Raw genomic sequence first — 20935 nt, forward strand, 5'->3', positions numbered from 1 at the left:
TCCAACGGCGCGGCCGGGTCGAGCCCGAGCAACCGGGTCCAGGTCAGGTAGAGCCCGCCGGAGGGCACCGCGGCGTGCAAGTAGAACAGCCCGTCCGTGACGAAGCAGCCGACCTCGCTGTCCGCCGGGAGGAGTACATCCGCGCCCTGGGCTGACGCCGCTCGACCGCGGCGAGCGATCAGCGGAGTTCGACGACCTCGCGGAACGGCGCGAGCCGCGCGTCGTCGGGGTCCAGCTCGGTGATCAGCAGGTCGACCTGCGCCAGCTCCAGGGAGCGCACGGAGCTGCGCAGGTGGAGCTTCGTGCTGTCCGCGAGGAGCACGACGTGTGCCGACACCGCCGCCATCGCCTGCTTGACCTCGACCTCCTCGGCGGTGGGTTCGGTGCACCCCAGCGCTGGGTGGACGCCGGTCGCGGAGAGGAAGCAGCGCGCGAGGCTGAAGCCGTGCAACGCCCGCAGCGCCAGTGGCCCGACCAGGCTCCCGGTCCGGCGGTCCCGTTCGCCGCCGGTGAGGTAGACGCGAGCCCCGGGCCGCTCCTGCAGCAGTCCGAAGGCCTCCAGCCCGTAGGTGACCACGATCAGGTCATCGGGCATCACCTGGCCGACGAGCTCCAGGGCGGTCGTGGAGGCGTCGATGCCGACGGCCGCACCACGCGGCACCAACTGCTGGGCCTTCTCCGCGATGCGCCGCTTGGCCGGCCGGGCGAGCGCCTGCCGGCGCTCGATCCCGGTCGGGCCGGCGAACACCGCCCCGCCCCGGACCAGCCGGGCGACGCCGTCCTGCTGGAGGCTGCGCAGGTCCCGCCGGATCGTCATCGGGTGCACCACCCACTCGGTGGCCGCCTCCTCGATCCGGACCGCGCCGGTCTCCCGCAACTGCTCGGTCAGGCCGCGGCGCCGTCGCTCGACGTCGAACGTGCTGCCGACCGCCATCAGACCTCCTCATCTGGTCTCACACGATCTCACAGCAAGGCCCCCACAGCATCGAGCCCTAGGACCGGTCGATGTTGCATGGTGTTACGTTCGCTGAGACGGGCGTCACGCCGAAGTGCCGCCGGGGAGGGAGCTGCCGTGTTCGAGGACCTCGACGGTCGGGTCGCTGTGGTCACCGGAGGTGCCCGGGGCCTCGGCTACACGATGGCGCGTGCGCTGGCCCGCTGCGGAGTGCGCCCGGCCCTGCTCGACGTCCTGCCGGAGGTCGGACAGAGCGCGGCGGCGCTGGAGGCCGAGACCGGCAGCCCGTGCATCGGCCTCACCGCCGACGTGACCGACGAGCGGAGCGTCACCGCGGCCTTCGCCGAGGTGTCGCGGACGCTGGGCACCCCGACGATCGGGGTGAACGCGGCCGGCGTCACGGTGTGGGAGGACAGCATCGACGCGCCGCTCGCCTCCTGGCAGCGGGTGATCGACATCAACCTCACCGGCACGTTCCTGTGCTGCCAGGCGCTCGCCCGGGCCGCCCGGTCGGCCGACCGGGCGGCCGCGATCGTCAACGTGTCGTCGATGTCCGCCTCGATCGTCAACGTCCCGCAGCACCAGGCGTCGTACCACGCGTCCAAGGCGGGGGTCGACATGCTGACGAAGACGCTGGCCGTGGAGTGGGCGCCGCTCGGCATCCGGGTCAACGCGATCGCGCCCGGCTACATGCGCTCGGACATGACCCGGCAGTTCATGGACGCCAATCCCGACCTGGCCCGCCGCTGGACCGCGATGATCCCGGCCGGGCGGATGGGTGAGCCCGCCGACCTCGAGGCGATCGTCGTCCTCCTGTGCTCCGACCGGTCGTCGTACCTGGTCGGGCAGAGCATCGTCATCGACGGCGCCTACACCGCCGTCTGAGCACCCGGCGACCTTCGTGCGCAGCTGCGCCACCATCGAACTACGGGCGGACGGGTGCCGGTGGCCGAGCTGCGCGACGGCCGGACGGGCCTGCGGGAGGCACACCGCTCCCCCGGTCCTCGGGCTGCTCGCCGGCCGGCGGCGGCTGGCTGGCGGGCGTCCCAGCGTGCCTGACCTTCCCCACGACCGACGGAGAGAGCCATGACCAGCGCAGCACCCGAGACGAGGGAGGGCGGCCGGGTCGCCCTGGTGACGGGCGCCAGCTCGGGCATCGGCCTGGCCGTCGCCCGTGCGCTGTCCGAGGACGGCGTGCACGTCGTGCTGACCGCCCGGTCGGCCGACCGGCTCGCGGCGGCCGCCCGCGCGCTGCCGGGTACCAGCACGGTCCTCCCGGCGGACGTCAGCGCCGCCGGTACCGGTACGCGACTGGTGGACGCGACCCTGGCGGAGCTCGGGCGGCTCGACGTGCTGGTGGCGAACGCCGGGGTCTACGTGCAGGGCGACGTCTGGGAGAACGACCCCGCCGAGATCGCCCAGCTGATCAACACCAACGTCACCGGGGTGATGGGCGTCGTCTCCGCCGCCCTGCCGGCCATGATCGAACGCGGGTGCGGGGACGTCATGGTGACCAGCTCGGTGTCCGGACACCAGGCCATCCCCTGGGAGCCGGTCTACTCGGCGTCGAAGCACGCGCTCCAGTCGTTCGTGCACGGCGTCCGGCAGCAGTTGATCGGCACCGGCGTCCGGATCATGTCGGTCGCCCCCGGGGTGGTGCTCAACGACCTGTGGGCGGTGGCCGACGAGGACCAGGTCTCCGACGGGGTGGCTGCCGGCACTGGGATGCGGTCCGAGGACGTCGCCGACGCCGTCTGCTTCATGCTCACCCGGCCGCGGCACGTCACGGTGCGCGACCTGGTGCTGCTCCCGACGAACCAGCCGATCTGACCGGCCGGGCGGCGCGGCTGCCGCCCTCGACGCTCCCCCGGGGCCGCGCTCTCCGTCAGGCCGGGCGCGCGGTCCTGGCCAGGTGCAGCCAGGTGTCGACGACGGTGTCCGGGTTCAGCGACATCGACTCGATCCCCTGGGCCACTAGCCACTCGGCCAGGTCGGGGTGGTCGCTGGGGCCCTGGCCGCAGATGCCGACGTACTTGCCGCGCTCCAGACACGCCTTGATCGCCATCTCCAGCACGGCGAGGACGGCGGGGTTGCGCTCGTCGAAGCTGCCGGCCACCAGGCTGGAGTCGCGGTCGAGGCCGAGCACCAGCTGGGTCATGTCGTTGGAGCCGATGGAGAACCCGTCGACGTGGTCGAGGAACTCGTGAGCCAGCAGCGCGTTGGACGGCAGCTCGCACATCATCACCACCGACAGGTCGTTCTCCCCGCGGCGCAGCCCGTGCTCGCCGAGCAGCCGCACCACGCCCTCGATCTCCGCCACGGTCCGGACGAACGGGATCATGATCTTGACGTTGGTCAGCCCCATCTCGTCGCGGACGTACCGCAGCGCCTCGCACTCCATCGCGAAGCAGTCGGCGAAGTCGGCCGACAGGTACCGCGACGCCCCGCGGTAGCCGAGCATCGGGTTCTCCTCGTGCGGCTCGTAGGCCTCGCCGCCGAGCAGGTTGGCGTACTCGTTGGACTTGAAGTCGCTCATCCGCACGATCACCGGCTCGGGCGCGAACGCCGCGGCGATCATCGAGACGCCCTCGGCCACCCGCTGCACGAAGAAGTCCCGCGCCGAGGGGTAGGCGACGATCCGCTCCTCGATCTCCGCCTTGAGCGGCGCGTCCAGGGTGTCCAGCTCCAGCAGGGCGCGCGGGTGGATCCCGATCTGCCGGTTGATGATGAACTCCAGCCGGGCCAGCCCGACCCCGGCGTGCGGCAGCCGGGAGAAGGCGAAGGCCTGCTCCGGCGTCCCCACGTTCATCATGATCTTGGTGGGGATCTCCGGCATGGCGTCCAGCTCGGTCTCGGCGACCTCGAAGCCGACCTCACCGGCGTAGACCAGGCCGGTGTCGCCCTCGGCGCAGGAGACGGTGACCGGGTCGCCGTCGGACAGGGCCCGGGTGGCCGTCCCGGTGCCGACGACGGCGGGGATGCCGAGCTCGCGGGCGATGATCGCCGCGTGGCAGGTGCGGCCGCCGCGGTTGGTCACGATCGCCGAGGCCCGCTTCATGATTGGTTCCCAGTCCGGGTCGGTCATGTCGGCGACCAGCACGTCGCCGGGGGTGAAGGAGTCCATCTCGTCGATGTCGGTGAGCACCCGGACGGCACCCGCGCCGATCTTCTGCCCGATCGCCCGCCCCTCGACCACGACGTCCCCGGTGCCGGTGAGCCGGTAGCGCTCGGAGGTGGTCCCGGCGCGGGACTGCACCGTCTCCGGGCGCGCCTGCAGGATCATCAGCTCCCCGGTGCGGCCGTCCTTGCCCCACTCGATGTCCATCGGCCGGCCGTAGTGCTCCTCGATCTTGAGCGCCTGGCGGGCCAGCTCGAGGACCTCGTCGTCGGTGAGGGACAGCTTCCGGCGGTCGGCGGGGTCGACGTCGACGAACTCCGTCGTCCGGCCGACCTCGGCGTGCGCGGTGTAGACCATCTTGGTGGCCTTCTCCCCCACGCCGCGCTTCAGCACGGCCGGGCGGCCGGCGCGCAGGGCGGGCTTGTAGACGTAGAACTCGTCGGGGTTGACCGCACCCTGCACCACGCCCTCCCCCAGCCCGTAGGCCGAGGTGACGAAGACGGCGTCCCGGAAACCGGACTCGGTGTCCATGGTGAACAGCACGCCCGACGCCCCGACGTCCGAGCGGACCATCCGCTGCACGCCCGCCGACAGCGAGACCGACTCGTGGTCGAAGCCGTGGTGCACCCGGTAGGCGATGGCCCGGTCGTTGTAGAGCGAGGCGTAGACCTCGCGGACCGCCTGCAGGACGGCGTCGATGCCGCGCACGTTGAGGAAGGTCTCCTGCTGGCCGGCGAAGGAGGCGTCGGGCAGGTCCTCGGCCGTGGCGCTGGACCGGACCGCGAAGGAGGCCTCCGCGTCGTCCCCGGCGAGCCGTTCGTACGCGGCCCGGATGTCGGCCTCCAGCGCCGGCGGGAACGGCTGCTCGACCACCGCCCGGCGGATCTCCGTGCCGGCGGCGGACAGCGCCCGGACGTCGTCGGTGTCCAGCGTGCGCAGCCGGTCGGCGATCCGGGCGGCCAGCCCGGTGTCGCCGAGGAAGCGCTGGTAGGCCGCGGCCGTGGTGGCGAAGCCGTCCGGGACGCTGACCCCGGCGTCGGCGAGGTGGGAGATCATCTCGCCGAGCGAGGCGTTCTTCCCGCCCACGACCTCCAGGTCGCCGAGCCCGAGCTCGGCGAACCAGCGGACGTTGTCGCCGTCGTCCGGGGTCCTGCCGGCCGGGGCCTCGGGTGCGGTGTCGGTGCTCATGGTCGGGGGGTCCTTCCTCGCCGGAGGTCATGGCCGGATGGCGGGCGCTGGCCGGAGCTGCGCCGTTGCCGGGCCAGGGTCTGGATCACCACGGCGGCGATCTCCTCGACGGAGGCCGCCGAGGTGTCGACCGTGGGCAGGGAGTGCGTCTCGTACATCGCCGTCGCCCGGCGCAGCTCGTACCGGCACTGGTCCTCGGATGCGTACCGCGAGTCCGGCCGCCGCTCCTGCCGGACCCGGCTGAGCCGGGAGACCGTGGTGGTCAGCCCGAAGCACCGCTCGCGGAGGTCCTTCACCGGGCGGGGCAGGTCGGTGGTCTCCAGGTCCTCGTCGACCAGCGGGTAGTTGGCCACGAAGAGGCCGTGCTGCAGCGCGAGGTACATCGCGGTCGGCGTCTTGCCGCACCGGGACGGCGCCAGCAGGACGACGTCGGCCCGGTCCAGCCCGCGCGGGCTCAGGCCGTCGTCGTGCTCGATGGCGAACTCGATGGCCGCCATCCGGCTGTTGTAGCGGCGGACGTCGCCGACCCCGTGCAGCCGCCGGGCCTCCCGCAGTCCGCGGGTGCCCAGCTGCTCCTCGACCCGGTCCATGTGGATGCCGAAGAAGTCGATGATCGGGGCCTTGGTCCGCAGCAGCTCCTCGCGCACCTCGTCGACGGCGGCGGTGGTGAACACCAGCGGGGTGACCGGCCCCTCCATCGCCTCGTCCAGCTGGGCGACCACCTCGCGGGCCTCCTCGACCGAGGAGATGAACGGGATGAGGGTGCGCTCGAAGTGCACGTCGGGGAACTGGATGAGCAGCGCGTTGCCCATCGTCTCCGCGCTGATCCCGGTGCTGTCGGACAGGAAGAACACCGGGACGACGGCGTCCGCGTCACGGTCGTCGGTCACCGGGCGCCCCAGTGGCGGTTCCCGGCGCAGTGCCCCGGCAGGTCAGGCGTCATGCAGCACCTCTGGTCTTCCGCGTCGTTGCAGAGAAGAGCGAGCTCGGGGTGAGCATCCCCCGTCGGCGGCCTCCCGCGCACCTGCGCGGTCGCTCCACGGTCCCCGCAGACCAGGACCGGGCCTCAGCCCGCCGGGTCGATGCGCCTGATGTCGGTCCAGCCGATGAAGCCCCGCTCCTCCAGGAGCCGGAACAGGCGCGGGGCGCACGGGAAGGCCTCGACGAACGCCGCATCGAGGAGCGCGATCAGGTCGGCGCTGATCGGCTCCTCCTCCACCACCCCCGCGGACCGGGCTGCCGCCGCCTCGAGGAAGGCGACCACCCGGTCCGCGAGCGCCGGCAGCCGCGGGTCGTCCGCCGCGCAGTCGGCCAGGTCGCCGATGTCGAGGTAGAGCCGGCGCAGCGGTTCGTCCTCGATCTGCGCGTGCTTGATCGCCATGAACGCCGACACCTGGTCCGGCATCTGCGCGGCGAGCAGGATCCAGCTGTCCCGCTCGATCTCGATCACCCGCTCCGGGAACCCGTACTCGTGCATCCGGTCGAGGTAGGCGACCGCCTCGGGCGGCAACGCCAGGCTGTCGCCGGCGACGAGCTGGGAGATCCGCTCCCGATGACGCTGGCGGTCGCGGATCTCGGCTCGCAGCCGGCGGTCGATCTCCGCGACCGCCACGGCGAAGCCCTCGTCACCTGCGGCCAGCAGCTCGCGCACCCGGGACAGCGGCACGCCGGCCTCGGCCAGGATCCGGATCCTGATCAGCTCCACGACGGCCGCGGCGTCGTAGCGCCGGTAGCCGGAGTGGTCGCGCTCGGGCTCGGGCAGCAGTCCCTTGGCGTGGTAGTGCCGGACGGCGCGGACCGTCACGCCGGCGTAGGACGCGAGCTGGCCGATGGTCAGCATGGCGCTGGCGCCTCCTCTCCCCCGTCGTCCCGGTCAGCCGGTCTTCCGGCGGTAGGTGCTCATCGCCAGCGCGTACGCGACGAGCAGCAGGCCGCCGCACCAGGCGACGGCCAGCCAACCGTCGTCCCCGACCGGCCGCTCCGCGAACAGACTGCGGATGGTGCCCACGATCGGGGTGACGGGCTGGTTCTCGGCGAACCAGCGCACCGGGCCCGGCATGCCGTCGGTCGGGACGAACGCCGAGCTGATGAACGGCAGGAAGACGAGGGGGTAGGAGAACCCGCTGACCCCGTCGACCGACCTCGCGGTCAGCCCGGGGACCACGGCCAGCCAGGTCAGCGCGAGGGTGAACAGCACCAGGATCCCGAGGACGGCGAGCCAGGCGAGCACGCCCGCGCCGGTCCGGAACCCCATCGCCACGGCGACCAGGACGACGAGCGCGAGCGCGAGCAGGTTGGCGACGACCGAGGTGAGCACGTGCGCCCACAGCACCGCCGACCGGGCGATCGGCATCGACCGGAACCGCTCGAAGAGACCTCCGGAGACGTCGGTGAAGAGCCGGAAGGCGGTGTAGGCGATCCCGGAGGCGACGGTGATGAGCAGGACCCCGGGCAGCAGGTAGTCGACGTACCGGCCCCCGCCCACGTCGATGGCGGACCCGAAGACGTAGACGAACAGCAGCAGCATGGCGACCGGCGTGACGGCCGTGGTGATGATCGTGTCCGGGCTGCGCAGGACGTGGCGCAGCGACCGCTTCGACAGGGTCGCGGTGTCCCGGAGGACGGCGGCGGTCATCGGTCGGCCTCCTGCTCGCTGGAGCCGTCGTGGCCGACGATCGCCAGGAAGACGTCCTCGAGGGTCGGCTGCTTCTCCACGTACTCGACCTCGGCCGGCGGCAACAGCTGCTGGAGCTCGGCGAGGGTGCCCTCGGCGATGATCCGCCCCTCGTGCAGGATCGCGATCCGGTCGGCGAGGTGCTCGGCCTCGTCCAGGTACTGGGTGGTGAGCAGCACCGTCGTGCCCTGACCGACGAGCTCGCGGACCGTCGCCCAGACCTCGATCCGCGACTGCGGGTCCAGCCCCGTCGTCGGTTCGTCGAGGAAGAGCACGGGCGGGTCGCCGATCAGGCTCATCGCGATGTCGAGGCGGCGCCGCATCCCGCCCGACCAGGTCGCCACCCGGCGTCCGGCCGCGTCGGCCAGCTCGAAGCGGGCGAGCAGCTCGTCGGCGATGCCGCCGGCGTCGTCGAGGTGGCGCAGCTCCGCGACGAGCACCAGGTTCTCCCGCCCGGTGAGCACCTCGTCGACGGCGGCGAACTGTCCGGTGAGGCTGATCGACGCGCGGACCGCGCCGGGCGCGGTCGCGACGTCGTGCCCGTGGACGGTCGCCGTGCCGCCGTCGGCCCGGAGCAGCGTGGACAGGATCTTCACCGTGGTGGTCTTGCCGGAGCCGTTGGCGCCCAGCAGGGCGAGGACGGTGCCCGGGGCGACGCTCAGGTCGACGCCGGAGAGCACCGCGTGGTCGCCGTAGGACTTGGTGAGCCCGGTGAGCTCGATGGCTGGTGTGGTGGTCATGGCGGGAGCGTCCAGCCCTGACCCTGCGTCAAGGTCAAGCCCTGCTCCGCACGTCACGGCCGGGCACCTCGCCAGCGCAGCACCTCCAGCGCCGCGGCGACGGCGTTCTCCGCCAGGGGCCGCGGCAGCAGGTCCTCGGCCCGGGCCAGCCGGCGGAGCACGGTGTTCCGGTGGGTGTACAGCCGCGCCGCCGTCCGCGAGGCGTTGCCGAGCTCGCGGACGTAGACCAGCACCGTCTCGCAGGTGACCGCATCGGCACCGAGGAGGCCGCCGAGGGTGTCGGCCAGGAACTCCTCCACCCGGGCGGGGTCCCTGGTGAGCAACGCGACCAGCTGCACGTCCTCGTAGCGGGCGACCTGCTGCGGCGAGGTCAGCCGGTCGAGCATCTGCTGGGTGGTCACCGCGTCCAGGTGGCTGCGCCGGAACCCCTCGACGTCGACCCCCGGGCGCCCCACGGCCACCCGGACGTCCGGGGCGTCGGCCAGCCCGGCGGCCACCGACTCCGCCTCGGGCGCCCGGCCGACCGGCAGCCACACCCACAGCGCGGCCGCTCCGGCCACCACGGTCAGCCGCCCCGCGGCACCAGCGGCCCGCATCGCCGCCTCGGCCGCCGCCTCCAGCTGGACCGAGCCGGCAGTACCGGCATCGCTCCACGCGATGACGGCGGTGTGCGGCCCGGTGAGCCCGTAGCCCAGCTGCGCCTCGGCCCGGGCCCGGGCGAGCGGCGCCCCCTCCAGCAGCAGCGACACCGTGGCCCGGCGCTCGGCATGCGCACCGCGGGTCAGCTCGGCGCGCTCGGCGGCCATCCGGGCGGACACCGCGGTCACCGTGTCGTCGATGAACGTGCTGATGGACCGCGCCGACACGTCCAGCAGCTCACGCAGCTCGGCGGTGTCCGAGGTGAGCTGGAAGCAGATGTCCATCCACCGGCGCCAGGCGACCGCCTGCGCGGTGCGGTAGGCGTCCAGGCCCCGGTGGTCCAGCCCGCGCCGGACCAGGTCCCGGGCACCCTCCAGCACCTCGGGCCCCAGGTCGACCGGCACCCGCTCCCCGGGGCGCTGCACGTTGGCCGCGGCCCAGCGCAGCAGGTTGGCGCGGTTGGCCCGCCGGGCCCCCTCGGCGAGCACCGGGTCCTCGGCGACCGGGCGCATGCCGGACCCGCTCAACGCCGCGGTGTGCAGCTCGGCGACCCACTCGGCCCGGGGATCGAGGGCGAGCTCCGCGCCGCGCCGGAAGAGCTCCCGGACAGCCGACGACGGGGCGGGCCACTCAGGGGTCACCGGTTCATCGTGCACCACTGCGTGCCGACCGTGGTGCTGATCGTGCTGGCAGAACGTCCTCCGGTCACAGAAGGTCGAGACAGCGCCGTCCCCTGCCGAGCTGGAGAGAGCATGAGCACCCCGACCCCCGTCGAGCACCTCGACGTCCTGATCGTGGGTGCCGGCCTCTCCGGCATCGGCGCCGCGTACTACCTGCAGCGCGACCACCCGCAGCGCAGCTTCGCGCTGCTGGAGGCGCGCGACGCGACCGGCGGCACCTGGGACCTGTTCCGGTACCCGGGCATCCGGTCGGACTCCGACCTGCACACCTTCGGCTACGAGTTCGCGCCGTGGCGCGACCCGCAGTCCATCGCCGGCGCCGACCGGATCCTCGACTACCTGCGCGGCACCGCGGCCGAGCACGGCATCGACGGCCACGTGCGCTTCCACTCCCGGGTGGTCGCCGCGTCGTGGTCGTCGGAGCAGGCGCGGTGGACCGTCGAGGTGGAGCGCACCGACACCGGCGAGCGGACCGCGCTCACCTGCGGCTGGCTGTTCGTCGCCGGCGGCTACTACCGCTACGACGAGGGCTTCACCCCGCACTTCGAGGGGCGCGAGCGGTTCGCCGGCCAGCTCGTGCACCCGCAGCACTGGCCCGCGGACCTGGACACCGCGGGCAAGCGCGTCGTCGTCATCGGCAGCGGGGCCACCGCGGTCACCCTCGTCCCGGCGCTGGCCGAGACGGCCGCGTCCGTCACCATGCTGCAGCGCACGCCCAGCTACGTCATGCCGGTCCCGGCCGAGGACAAGCTGGCCAACCGGCTGCGCCGGGTGCTGGGCGAGGAGCGCGCCCACCCGCTGATCCGCCGCAAGAACATCGCCAAGGGCCGGCTGGTCTGGCAGTTCTGCCAGCGGCACCCGGAGCGGGCCCGGAAGCTCATCCGCTGGGTCAACGCCAAGCAGCTCCCCGAGGGCTATCCGGTCGACGAGCACTTCAACCCGCCGTACGGCCCGTGGGACCAGCGGCTGTGCGCCGTCCCGGACGGCGACCTGTTCCGCGCGATCCGGGAAGACCGGGCCGAGGTCGTCACCGACCGGATCGTCACCTTCACCGAGACCGGGGTGCTGCTGGCGTCGGGCCGGGAGCTGCCGGCCGACGTCATCGTCACCGCCACCGGGCTCAACCTGCAGGCGTTCGGCGGCGTGCAGTTCACCGTCGACGGGAGCGAGGCGCGACTGCCCGAGACCGTCGCCTACAAGGGGATGATGCTCTCCGGCGTGCCCAACCTCGCCTTCGCGGTCGGCTACACGAACAGCTCCTGGACGCTGAAGATCGGGCTGCTCTGCGAGCACTTCACCCGGCTGCTCAGCCACCTGGACGCGCACGGGTACGACAGCGTCCGCCCCGAGCCCCGCGAACCGGACATGCCCACCCGGCCGTTCCTCGACTTCGCCGCCGGCTACGTCCAGCGGGCCGTCCACCAGCTGCCGCGGCAGGGTGACCGGACGCCCTGGCTGACCTCGATGGACTACCGGTCGGACGTCAAGCTGCTCCGGGTCGACAGCGTCGTCGACCCGGAGCTCGTCTTCACCCGCAGCGACGCGGCCGAGCAGGTGGCCGCGTGAGCGCCGCGCACCTGGACCGGTTCGTCGACCTGCCCGCCGGCCCGCGGCTCTGCTACCGCACCGACGGCCCGGACGACGGCGTCCCGCTGCTGCTCGTCGCCGGCCTCGGCCTGGACCTCACCTCCTGGCCGCAGCGGATGGTCGACGGGTTCACCGGCCACGGGTTCCGCGTCGTCCGCCTCGACAACCGCGACATCGGCCGCTCGAGCGTGATCGGCACCCGGTCCCCGGGGCGGCTGCGGCAGCTGCTGGCCCGGCCACGGCCGGACGCCTACGACCTCGCGGACATGGCGGCGGACACCTACGGGCTGCTGGAGCACCTGGCCATCGACCGCGCCCACCTGGTCGGCATGTCGATGGGCGGCATGATCGCCCAGACGCTCGCCGCGCGGCACCCGGACCGGGTCGCCAGCCTGACGTCGATCTTCTCCACCACCGGGAACCGGCGGATCGGGCAGCCCGCCCGGTCCACCCTGGCCCGGCTGGCCCAGGCACCGGCGCGCACGGTCGAGGAGTCGGTCGAGCGCCACCTGTCCCTGCTGCGGCACATCGGCTCCCCGACCGCCCTGCCCGACGACGACCTCGAGCGGGCCTGGGCGCTGGGGCTGTGGGAGCGCGGCGGCGGCGTACGCGCCCGGGCCGGCGTGCCCCGGCAGATCAGCGCCATCCAGGCCTCCGGCGACCGGACCGCGGAGCTGCGGCGGATCACCGCCCCCACCCTCGTGGTCCACGGGTCGGCCGACCGGATGGTGCACCCGAGCGGCGGCCGGGCCACCGCGGCCGCCGTCCCCGGCTCCCGGTTCGTCGAGCTCCCCGACCTGGGCCACCACCTGGCCCCCGGCGTCGTCGACCAGCTCGTCGAGCTCACCACCGACCTCGCCCGCAGCACCGACGCCCCGCTGGCGTCGCTGTCCCCGACAGGAGACCCCCGATGAGCAGCGTGCGAGGCAAGGTCGCCGTCGTCACCGGCGCCGGTTCCGGCATCGGCCGGCAGCTGGCCCTCGAACTGGCCCGGCGCGGTGCCCGGGTGGCGGTGTCCGACGTGGACGAGGCCCGGGCGGCCGAGACCGCGGCCCGCGCGCGGGCGCTGGGCGCCGAGGTGCACAGCGCCGTCCTCGACGTCGCCGACCGCGGCGCGGTGCTGGCGCACGCGGCCACGGTGGCCGACCACTTCGGCGTCGTGCACCAGGTGTACAACAACGCCGGGGTCGCGGGCGGGAGCACGGTGCTGGACAGCGACTGGGCCGACTACGACCGCATCCTGGGCATCAACCTCTTCGGCGTCCTGCACGGCACCAAGGCGTTCCTCCCCCACCTGGTCGCCTCCGGCGACGGGCACGTGGTGAACGTGTCCAGCCTCAACGGGATCATGGGCCAGGCGTCGATCAACGCCTACAGCGCGAGCAAGTTCGCCGTCCGCGGGTTCACCGAGGCCCTGCGCGCGGAGATGCTGCTGGCCGGGCACCCGGTGCAGGTCACCGTCGTCCACCCCGGTGGCGTGCGCACCGACATCTCCCGGGCGGCGCTGGAGCACTCCCGACAGCACGGGCTGGTCACACCGGAGGACGAGGCACGGGCGCGGATGTACGACGAGAAGCTGCTCCGGATGCCCCCCGAGCAGGCGGCCCGGGCCATCGTCGACGGCGTGGAGGCCGGTCGGGCGCGGGTGCTGGTCGGCACCGACGCGAAGGTCGTCGACCTGCTGGTGCGGCTGCTCCCCGCCAGCTACCCGCGGCTGGCGGCCCTGGTCCAGCGGCGGGCACTCCGGACCTGATCGGGCCCCGGTCCCTCATCCGAGCCGGGCGAGGGCGCGACGGTCGGTCGTCCGGGCGGCGTCGTCCTGGCGCACCAACGGTCCGGTCGTGCAGGCGACCAGGGCCAGGAGGGCCAGGCCGGCGACGACCCACCACGGGTTCGCGATCAGCGTCTCCTCCACCCCGGCCAGCGGGTCGGCCAGCCAGCCCAGCCGGTCCAGCGCCCAGGTCGTGGCGGCCACCAGCGCGATGAGCGCGCCGGTGGCGCGGACCACCGGGTACCAGCGGGTGCGGGAGAGCAGGTACAGGGAGGGGAAGACCAGCGCGACGGTGAGCAGCTGGGCCAGCTCCACGCCGACGTTGAACGCCAGCAGCGCGGGCACCGAGGTCACCCCGCCCAGTCCCAGGTCCGTGAGGATGCCGGCGAACGCCAGCCCGTGCACCAGACCGAACCCCCCGGCCACCAGGACCTCGCCGCGGCGGGCCAGCGGGCGCAGCGCGTGCACGGCGGCCACCCCCACCGACACCGCGATCAGCACCTCGACCGGCGCGCTGGGCGCGGTCACCCAGCCCAGCGCCGAGGCCAGCAGGGTCAGCGAGTGCCCGACGGTGAAGGCGGTGACCACGGCCAGCACAGAGCGTGCGGTGGGCCGCATCCCGTCCCGCCGGCGCCAGCGGCCGGCGACGGCGGCCACCGGTGCGACCAGCAGCAGGGTGAGCAGGAACAGCAGGTGGTCGGCGCCCTCGAGCACGTGGTGCAACCCGTACCCGACCATGTCGGTCAGTCCGGTGCCCAGGCGGCCGCCGTCCCCGATGACGAGCGTGTCGTCGGTGGCGGTGAGCACCCCGGCGGTGGAGATCTCCCCGGCGGCGTCGGTGAGCACCACCACCGCCTCGTGGGAGGCGTCGGCGGCGATGACGCCGTCGTAGGCGAGGGTGAACGCCGACGGGTCGGCGCCGCCGGGGTCCAGCACGACGTCGACGCGGTAGGAGTCGATGCCCTCCACCGTCTCGCGCACCACCGAGGACCAGGTCTCGGTCCAGGTGCTGCCGTCGCTGCCGGTGACGGTCAGGTGCTCGGCGAGGTAGCCGGTCACCTCCGCATCGGTCGCCGAGCCGCCGAGCACCGTGTCGAGGGTGTCGGCGGCGACGGAGACGGTCGCCTCGACGGACTCCTCGCCGACCCGCACGGCCAGGGTGCTGCTGGTGAGGCTGTGCGCCTGGGCGGTGCCCGCGGTGAGCAGGGCCAGACCACCGGTCAGCACCCCGGTCAGGGCGGTGACGGCCAGAGCACGGGTGGGACGCGTCGTCATGCTGTCCACCGTGGCCGGGCCGGCTGTGCGGTGACTGAGGACGTCGTGTGCATCCGTCCAGGCAGTGCTCAGGGACCGCACAGGGAGCGCACGGGGCACACAGAGCCTCGGGGGTCAGCGTGGTCGGCACATCCCCGGTCGTCCCACGACGACCCGACCGACAGGACTCCCCCGTGAAGATCCGCAAGGCCGTCGCCGCCCTGACCCTCTCCGTCTCCCTCGCCCTCCCGCTGGCCGCCTGCGGGACCGCCGACGACTCGGCCACCGCCAGCACGTCGACCACCTCCACGGAGTCGACCACCTTCACCGACTCGACGTCCGGGACGACCGGCTTCGGCGGCGGGATGCCGGGCGGCGGCGGCCAGGGCGGCCCCGGCGGGTCCGTCGACGTCTCCGCGGTGACCACGGAGGAGCAGCTCGTCGAGCTCATCCAGGACGCCTACGGCGACCCCGGCCTGGACCTGCACCGCGGACACCAGCCGGTGCAGGACGTCCTCGACGAGGTGCTCGGCATCTCCCACGAGGAACTGCACGTCCGGATGGACGCCGGGCAGGGTCTGGCCGAGGTGGCCGAGGACCTCGGCGTCGACCCGCAGGAGCTCATCGACGGCATGGTCGCGGAGTACGGCGTGGCGATCGACACGCTGCTGGCCGACGGCACGATCACCCGGGAGGAGGCCGACCAGTACCTCGCCGACCTCGAGACGGCCTTCGAGTTCCGGGTCACCTGGGACGGCGAGGAGGCGACGCCGACGTACTCCGGCCTGGACACCTGATCCCGGGACCCCGCCGCCCGACCGGCGTGCAGGGGGCTGAGCGCGGCGGAACGTGCCACGATCCCATCCGTGGAGTCCTCGTCGCTGGACCAGGTGCGTCAGCAGGTCATCGCGTCCTCGGCCGAGGCGGTGGTCGCAGCCAGCGGGCAGCGGGCCCGGGAGATCGCCGAGCTCGGCGCCTTCCTCTCCCTCGCCGACCACCCGGAGCCGGGCGAGGGGCCGCTGGCCGGTGTCCCGCTCGCGGTCAAGGACAACCTGGACACCCGCGACCTGCCCACCACCGGCGGGACGCCGGCTCTCCGGGACTCCCGGCCGGGGCGGGACCACCACGCCGTGGCCCGGCTGCGCGCGGCCGGCGCGACCGTGATCGGCAAGACGAACCTGCACGAGCTCGCCCTCGGCATCACCAGCAACAACGCGGCCTTCGGGCCGGTGCGCAACCCGCACGACCCGACCCGCTCGGCCGGGGGCTCCTCGGGTGGGTCCGCCGTCGCGGTGGCGACCGGGGTCGTGCCCATCGCCCTGGGCACCGACACCGGCGGGTCGCTGCGGGTGCCGGCGGCGCACTGCGGGGTGGTGGGGTGGCGTCCCACCACCGGCCGCTGGGGCACCGGCCGGACCGTCCCGATCTCCCGCACCCGGGACACCGCGGGCGTGCTCGCCACGTCGGTCGCCGACGCGGCGCTCGTCGACGAGATCGTGACCGGCGAGCCCGCCGCGGCGCCGTCCGGCCGCCCGCTGCGGCTGGGGGTCCCCCGCGAAGGGTTCTACGACGACCTCCACCCGGAGGTCGCCCGCTGCACCGAGGAGGCGCTCGACCGCCTGGCCGCCGCCGGCGTCGAGCTGGTCGAGGTCCAGGTCGTCGGGGGGCACACGCTGGACGCGGAGTGCGGCTTCCCGATCGTCTTCTTCGAGGTCGTGCAGGACCTGCCGGCCTACCTGGCGACGCTGCCCGGCCCGGAGAGCGGGCTCACGCTGGCCGACGTGCTGGCGCAGGTGGCGTCGCCGGACGTCCGGGGTGCGCTCGAGGCCGCCCTCAGCGGGGTCGTCACCGAAGAGGTCTACCGGGAGGCGATGGTCACCCGCGACCGGCTCCGCGCCGCCTACGCCGCGGCCCTCCAGCCCGCCGGCGCCCAGCGGCTGGACGCGCTGGTCTACCCCACGGTGCCCCTGCCCGCTCCCCCACTCGGGGACGACGACACGACCGAGCTCAACGGGCGTCAGGTGCCGGTCTTCCTGACCACCATCCGGAACACCGGTCCCGGCTCGACCGCGGGCATGCCGGCCATCTCGCTGCCGGCCGGGACGACGCCCGCCGGCCTGCCGATCGGGATCTCGCTGGAGGCCCTGCCCGGCGAGGACGCCGGCCTGCTGGCGAGCGCCCGGCTCGTCGAGGCCGCCCTGGACCGTGGCCGGGCCACGATCGGCTGACCAGCCGCGTGCTCACCGCTGCGCCGCCGGGCGGAGGACGATCTCGTTGACGTCGACCGCTGCGGGCTGGGCGAGCGCGTAGGAGATGGCGCCGGCCACGGCGTCGGCCGGGATGGCGTTCGCCCGGTAGCTGCGCATCAGCTCCTGGGCCCCGGGGTCGGAGATGGTCCCGGCGAGCTCGGACTCGGTCACCCCCGGGGTGATCGTGGTGACCCGGATGCTCGGGTCGGCCTCCTGACGCAGCCCCTCGGTGATCGCCCAGGCGGCGTACTTCGTGCCGCAGTAGACCGCGGCCGTCGGCGACACCGCGTGCGCGCCGATCGAGGCGAGGGTGACGACGTGACCGCTCCCCTGCCGCTGGAAGTGCGGGAGGACCGCGGCGATGCCGTACAGCAGGCCGCGGACGTTGACGTCGATCATCCGGTCCCACTCGTCGACGAGCAGTGCGTCGAGCCGGGACAACGGCATCAGCCCGGCGTTGGCGACCAGGACGTCGAGCCGGCCGTGCCGGTCGACGATGCCCGCGACGGATGCGGCCGTCGCCGCCCGGTCGGTGACGTCGAGCTCCAGCGGCTCGACCCGGCCGCCGGCCGCGGCGCACTCGGTGGACAGCTGGGTGAGCCGCTCGGTGCGGCGGGCGGCTGCGACGACGAGGTGGCCCTCGGCAGCGAGCCGCCGGGTGGTCGCCGCGCCGATGCCGCTGCTGGCGCCGGTGACGAGCACGACCCGCTCGGTGACCGGGGTGGTGGTGGTCATGGTGTCCCTCCTGCGTCTGGGGTGTGGCTCCACCGTCGTCCGGCGCGATCCGCTCCGGGGTGCCGCCGTCCTCCTGGGTGCACGGCACCCACCCGGGCGCGTTGCGTGGGCCCTACGGTCGAGGGCATGTCAGCAGGCGAACTGGGTGAGTTCCTCCGCGCGCACCGCGCGCTGGTCACGCCCGCGCAGGTGGCCCTCGCGCCGGGGCTGAAGCGTCGGGTGCCGGGGCTGCGGCGCGAGGAGGTGGCGCTGCTGGCGGGGGTGAGCGTCGACTACTACGTCCGACTGGAGCAGGGCCGCGAGCGGCGCCCGTCGGTGCAGGTGCTGGACGCGCTCAGCGGCGTGCTGCTGCTCGACGACGACGCCCGGCTGCACCTCTACCGGCTGGCCGACATCGCACCCCGGCCGGTCACCGCCCCCTCCCCGGAGCGCGTCGACCCCGACCTCGTGCAGCTCATGGACGCCTGGCCGGAGAACCCCGCGTTCGTGCTCGGCCGCACCTACGACGTGCTGGCCCGCAACCGGCTGGGCGCGGTGCTCCTCGCGCCGTTCACCCACTCGGACAACCTGCTGCTCAACGTGTTCCTCGACCCGGCCGCCCGGCGGTTCTACGCCGACTGGTCGCGGGCGGCGGTCAACACCGTCGCCGGCTTCCGGCTGCAGGCCGGGGCGGTGCCCGGTGATCCCCGTGCCCGGCACCTCGTCCGCCACCTGACCGACCAGAGCCCCGAGTTCGCCCGCATCTGGGCCCGGCAGGAGGCGCGGGGGAAGAGCGCGGAGGTCAAGACCTTCCTGCACCCCGAGGTCGGCCGGCTGACCCTGCGGATGCAGACCCTCGACGTCCGCAGCTCCCCGGGGCAGCAGCTCGTCGTCTACCTCGCGGAGCCCGGCTCCACCGACGCGGACGCCGTCCGGCTGCTCGGCACGCTCGCCGCCGACCGGGAGCAGGGAGTGCACGAGCGCTGACCGCCCCCGTAGGTGACCGGGACACTGTCCCCGGCGCGGCGATCGGCACGCTGCTCCGGACGACCGACGAGGGGGTGACGATCACGCGCCGACGGGAGCAGAGCTTCGAGACCGACCGCTGCGCCGTGCTGTACCCGGCGATCGCCGAGGCGGCGCACCGGGTGGGCGCGGTCGCGGTCGGGCTGGTCGACGTGGGCTGTTCGCCCGGACTCGACCTCCACATCGATCGGGTGGGCCTCACCTACGGCAACGGCCAGGTGCTGGGCGACCCGTCGTCCCCTGTGCAGCTGTCGGCGGCCGTCCGAGGGAACGGGCGGCTCCCGACGTGAGCGGTCCCCGACGTCGTCACCCGCATCGGGATCGGTCGCGACCCGGTCGACGTGACCGACGCCGACGACGTCCGCCGGCTGCGCGCCTGCCTGGCGCCGGATGAGGTGGAGCGGGCTGCGCGGCTCGACGTGGAGCTGGCGCTGGCGGCGACGGCCCCACCGCTGCTGCTGCGCGGGGACCCCGTCGAGCTGCTCCCCGAGGCGGTGGCCCGGGTGCCCGCCGACGCCCTGCCGGTGGTCACCACGACGTGGGCGCTGTCGCAGGTGCCGCTGGAGCAGCGCCTGCGCTTCCTGCACCGGCTCGACGACGCGGCGGCCGGACGCCCGGTGGCCTGGGTCTCCGCCGAGGGCGTCGGGGTCGCGCCGGCGGTCCCGACCCTCGGCGACCGCCACGCGTCCGGCCACAGCATCATCGGCCTGGCCCTGGTCGAGCAGTCGACGCTGCGGACCGAGGCCGTCGGCCGCTGCTGGTCCCGCGGCCGCCTGCTGTCCTGGCTCGCGGACCCGTAGCAGCCGGTGGACTGACCGGACTCCCGGTGCTCCCTCAGGTCAGCTGTCCTGCCGGGCGGCAGGTGCGCCCGTCGGGCGGCCCGCACCCAGCCGGGTGCGGGCCGCGCGGGTCGGTCAGGGACGGCCGGGTGCCGCGGGCGTCCTGTCGAACCGGACCCGGTGGGTGAACTCGATCTCCGCCATCGAGCCCCGGGCGCCGGTGGCGACGCCGATGACGCCGGTGGCCCCGTCCGGAGCGAGCCGTGGGACGTCGCCGGTCATCAGGCTGATCCGGACCTGGTGCCCCTCGGCGAAGCGCCAGTGCGCCGGCTGGGTCTCGATGACGAAGGTGGTCTCCTCACCCGGCGTGACGGGGACGCTCTCGTCGTGCCCGAACCGGTGACTGGCCCGCAGCCAGCCGGCGGCGACCTCGGTGACCCGGCCGTCAGGAGCCACGTCCATCACCTTGGCCACCAGGTTGCCGTCGCTGTTGGGCAAGGTCGCCTCCACGGTGACCTCGGCCTGCCCGGCCATGACGGCGTCGTGCGCCAGCGGGCCGGACGTGAAGGTGAGCCGCCCCTCGTCCGCCGCGGCGTTGTCCGCTGCGGGGTCCGTCGGCCGCGGGCAGCCGACCAGGCAGGTGGTGGCCGGGCCGTCGTCCGGGTCGATGGTGAGGTCGAGGGTGCCCGGCTTGCCGGGCCGCCGGTCCAGTCCCTGGTCGGTGCCGAGGGCCAGCTCCTGGCCCTCCCCGTCCGCCGGCCAGTCGGACAGCTCGACCCAGCGGCCCCCGGCGGTGCCCTCGACCTCGTAGCTGGTCACCGGCGCCGCCGGCAGGGGCGCGTCGGGGTCCTCGCCCAGCCAGTGGTCGAACCAGGCGAGGGTCGCGCCGATCGGCAGCGGCTCGGTCTCCTGCTCCCAGGTGTCCGCGTGGGTCCACGGCCCCATGACCAGCCGGACGTCGTCGTTCCCCGCGTCGCGCAGGCCCTCGTAGTTGCCGATCGCCCCGGCGCGGAAGACGTCGAACCACCCACCGGTGAGCAGGACCGGCACCTCGATGTCCTCGTGCGCGTTCGCCACGTTCTGGACGTCCCAGTACTCGTCGTAGGTGGGGTGTGCCCTGAACGCCTCGAGCTGCCGCTGGTCGAAGGCCGGATCCGCCACGTCGGGGCTGCCCACCCAGAGCCAGTCCGCTCCCGCCGGCGCCCCGCCCGGGTAGAAGATCTCGGCGTAGTTCTCCATCGGGGAGACGTTGGGGGCGATCGCGGCGAGGTGCGGCGGTTGCTGTGCCGCGATCTCCAGGGTCGTCTGCCCGCCGTAGCTCGTCCCGGACGCGCCCACCTTGCCCGTGGAGTACGACTGGTCGGCCAGCCACTCCACCGCGTCATGCCCGTCCGGGCCCTGGATCGGCCACCGGGCCTCGAAGCCCGGTGCTGGGGAGATCCCGGTGCCGCGGATGTCGCAGGACATCACGTTGTAGCCGCGCTGGCTGAAGTACGTGGCGAACTCGCCCTCGGCTTCCTCCACGGCCCTGCCGTACGGCGTGTAGCTCCGCAGGATCCCG

18 protein-coding genes and 1 pseudogene are annotated in these 20935 nt (G+C 73.9%); 9 read left to right on the plus strand and 10 right to left on the minus strand.

The window, feature by feature from the left end:
- Positions 1–178: 178 nt before the first annotated feature.
- On the minus strand, positions 179–934 hold the full coding sequence (locus G5C62_RS15975) for a DeoR/GlpR family DNA-binding transcription regulator (protein WP_164701745.1): 756 nt from the start codon (positions 932–934) through the stop codon (positions 179–181).
- A gap of 138 nt (positions 935–1072) precedes the next feature.
- On the opposite strand from G5C62_RS15975, the gene G5C62_RS15980 reads away from it, so the two are divergent.
- Positions 1073–1840 (plus strand): SDR family NAD(P)-dependent oxidoreductase, encoded by a 768-nt coding sequence (locus tag G5C62_RS15980; RefSeq protein ID WP_206330680.1) that lies wholly within the window; start codon positions 1073–1075, stop codon positions 1838–1840.
- A gap of 201 nt (positions 1841–2041) precedes the next feature.
- On the plus strand, positions 2042–2785 hold the full coding sequence (locus G5C62_RS15985) for an SDR family oxidoreductase (protein ID WP_164701747.1): 744 nt from the start codon (positions 2042–2044) through the stop codon (positions 2783–2785).
- A 55-nt stretch (positions 2786–2840) separates the two neighbouring features.
- On the opposite strand, the gene ppsA is transcribed toward G5C62_RS15985, so the two are convergent.
- The 6 genes from ppsA to G5C62_RS16015 all read right to left on the minus strand — a co-directional run bounded on the left by ppsA (position 2841) and on the right by G5C62_RS16015 (position 9955).
- Positions 2841–5261 (minus strand): phosphoenolpyruvate synthase, encoded by a 2421-nt coding sequence (gene ppsA / locus G5C62_RS15990; protein WP_164701748.1) that lies wholly within the window; start codon positions 5259–5261, stop codon positions 2841–2843.
- Entirely contained in the window at positions 5258–6151 is an 894-nt protein-coding gene (locus G5C62_RS15995; protein ID WP_036338483.1) for a pyruvate, water dikinase regulatory protein, read from the minus strand. The genes ppsA and G5C62_RS15995 overlap by 4 nt, the downstream gene beginning before the upstream one ends.
- 176 nt (positions 6152–6327) lie before the next feature.
- A complete protein-coding gene (locus G5C62_RS16000; protein WP_164701749.1) occupies positions 6328–7101 on the minus strand; it encodes a MerR family transcriptional regulator in 774 nt (257 codons plus the stop codon).
- A 33-nt stretch (positions 7102–7134) separates the two neighbouring features.
- Positions 7135–7896 carry an ABC transporter permease gene (locus tag G5C62_RS16005; RefSeq protein WP_164701750.1) on the minus strand — a complete coding sequence of 254 codons (762 nt, stop codon included), beginning with the start codon at positions 7894–7896 and terminating at the stop codon, positions 7135–7137.
- Positions 7893–8675 carry an ABC transporter ATP-binding protein gene (locus tag G5C62_RS16010; protein ID WP_164701751.1) on the minus strand — a complete coding sequence of 261 codons (783 nt, stop codon included), beginning with the start codon at positions 8673–8675 and terminating at the stop codon, positions 7893–7895. Before G5C62_RS16010 ends, G5C62_RS16005 begins: the two co-directional genes overlap by 4 nt.
- Before the next feature lie 53 nt (positions 8676–8728).
- Positions 8729–9955, minus strand: a complete 1227-nt coding sequence (locus tag G5C62_RS16015) for a CdaR family transcriptional regulator (RefSeq protein WP_164701752.1) — start codon at positions 9953–9955, stop codon at positions 8729–8731.
- Between the two features lie 111 nt (positions 9956–10066).
- On the opposite strand from G5C62_RS16015, the gene G5C62_RS16020 reads away from it, so the two are divergent.
- Genes G5C62_RS16020 through G5C62_RS16030 form a run of 3 tightly spaced genes read left to right on the plus strand, consistent with a single transcriptional unit; the run spans position 10067 to position 13334 of the window.
- On the plus strand, positions 10067–11560 hold the full coding sequence (locus G5C62_RS16020; RefSeq protein ID WP_164701753.1) for an NAD(P)/FAD-dependent oxidoreductase: 1494 nt from the start codon (positions 10067–10069) through the stop codon (positions 11558–11560).
- A complete protein-coding gene (locus G5C62_RS16025; RefSeq protein ID WP_206330682.1) occupies positions 11557–12495 on the plus strand; it encodes an alpha/beta fold hydrolase in 939 nt (312 codons plus the stop codon). Before G5C62_RS16020 ends, G5C62_RS16025 begins: the two co-directional genes overlap by 4 nt.
- Positions 12492–13334, plus strand: a complete 843-nt coding sequence (locus tag G5C62_RS16030) for an SDR family oxidoreductase (RefSeq protein WP_036338500.1) — start codon at positions 12492–12494, stop codon at positions 13332–13334. The genes G5C62_RS16025 and G5C62_RS16030 overlap by 4 nt, the downstream gene beginning before the upstream one ends.
- Positions 13335–13349: 15 nt before the next feature.
- Here the strand turns inward: G5C62_RS16030 and G5C62_RS16035 are convergent, their stop codons facing one another.
- Positions 13350–14627, minus strand: coding sequence for a HupE/UreJ family protein (locus tag G5C62_RS16035; protein WP_156119273.1), 1278 nt, complete (start codon positions 14625–14627; stop codon positions 13350–13352).
- Between the two features lie 173 nt (positions 14628–14800).
- Here G5C62_RS16035 and G5C62_RS16040 point away from each other — a divergent pair, with 173 nt between their 5' ends.
- Entirely contained in the window at positions 14801–15403 is a 603-nt protein-coding gene (locus tag G5C62_RS16040; RefSeq protein WP_164701754.1) for a hypothetical protein, read from the plus strand.
- Between the two features lie 69 nt (positions 15404–15472).
- Entirely contained in the window at positions 15473–16834 is a 1362-nt protein-coding gene (locus G5C62_RS16045) for an amidase family protein (protein ID WP_241175939.1), read from the plus strand.
- Between the two features lie 12 nt (positions 16835–16846).
- On the opposite strand, the gene G5C62_RS16050 is transcribed toward G5C62_RS16045, so the two are convergent.
- Positions 16847–17590, minus strand: a complete 744-nt coding sequence (locus G5C62_RS16050; RefSeq protein WP_164701755.1) for an SDR family oxidoreductase — start codon at positions 17588–17590, stop codon at positions 16847–16849.
- A 126-nt stretch (positions 17591–17716) separates the two neighbouring features.
- On the opposite strand from G5C62_RS16050, the gene G5C62_RS16055 reads away from it, so the two are divergent.
- Positions 17717–18556 carry a helix-turn-helix domain-containing protein gene (locus G5C62_RS16055; RefSeq protein ID WP_036338509.1) on the plus strand — a complete coding sequence of 280 codons (840 nt, stop codon included), beginning with the start codon at positions 17717–17719 and terminating at the stop codon, positions 18554–18556.
- Positions 18553–19395 (plus strand): annotated as a pseudogene (locus tag G5C62_RS27565) (DUF2332 domain-containing protein). Before G5C62_RS16055 ends, G5C62_RS27565 begins: the two are co-directional and overlap by 4 nt.
- Before the next feature lie 114 nt (positions 19396–19509).
- Here the strand turns inward: G5C62_RS27565 and G5C62_RS16070 are convergent.
- A partial coding sequence (locus G5C62_RS16070) for a CocE/NonD family hydrolase (protein WP_206330683.1) occupies positions 19510–20935 on the minus strand: 1426 nt, incomplete at its 5' end.

The organism is Modestobacter sp. KNN46-3 (genome assembly GCF_011039295.1).

What these genes read in the sequence shown, in the direction of transcription:
- G5C62_RS15975 (WP_164701745.1), bottom strand. Translation starts at nt 934, where the DNA reads ATGGCGGTCGGCAGCACGTTCGACGTCGAGCGACGGCGCCGCGGCCTG.
- G5C62_RS16055 (WP_036338509.1), top strand. Translation starts at nt 17,717, where the DNA reads ATGTCAGCAGGCGAACTGGGTGAGTTCCTCCGCGCGCACCGCGCGCTG.
- G5C62_RS16005 (WP_164701750.1), bottom strand. Translation starts at nt 7,896, where the DNA reads ATGACCGCCGCCGTCCTCCGGGACACCGCGACCCTGTCGAAGCGGTCG.
- G5C62_RS16010 (WP_164701751.1), bottom strand. Translation starts at nt 8,675, where the DNA reads ATGACCACCACACCAGCCATCGAGCTCACCGGGCTCACCAAGTCCTAC.
- G5C62_RS16050 (WP_164701755.1), bottom strand. Translation starts at nt 17,590, where the DNA reads ATGACCACCACCACCCCGGTCACCGAGCGGGTCGTGCTCGTCACCGGC.
- ppsA (WP_164701748.1), bottom strand. Translation starts at nt 5,261, where the DNA reads ATGAGCACCGACACCGCACCCGAGGCCCCGGCCGGCAGGACCCCGGAC.
- G5C62_RS16035 (WP_156119273.1), bottom strand. Translation starts at nt 14,627, where the DNA reads ATGACGACGCGTCCCACCCGTGCTCTGGCCGTCACCGCCCTGACCGGG.
- G5C62_RS16000 (WP_164701749.1), bottom strand. Translation starts at nt 7,101, where the DNA reads ATGCTGACCATCGGCCAGCTCGCGTCCTACGCCGGCGTGACGGTCCGC.
- G5C62_RS16030 (WP_036338500.1), top strand. Translation starts at nt 12,492, where the DNA reads ATGAGCAGCGTGCGAGGCAAGGTCGCCGTCGTCACCGGCGCCGGTTCC.
- G5C62_RS15985 (WP_164701747.1), top strand. Translation starts at nt 2,042, where the DNA reads ATGACCAGCGCAGCACCCGAGACGAGGGAGGGCGGCCGGGTCGCCCTG.
- G5C62_RS16020 (WP_164701753.1), top strand. Translation starts at nt 10,067, where the DNA reads ATGAGCACCCCGACCCCCGTCGAGCACCTCGACGTCCTGATCGTGGGT.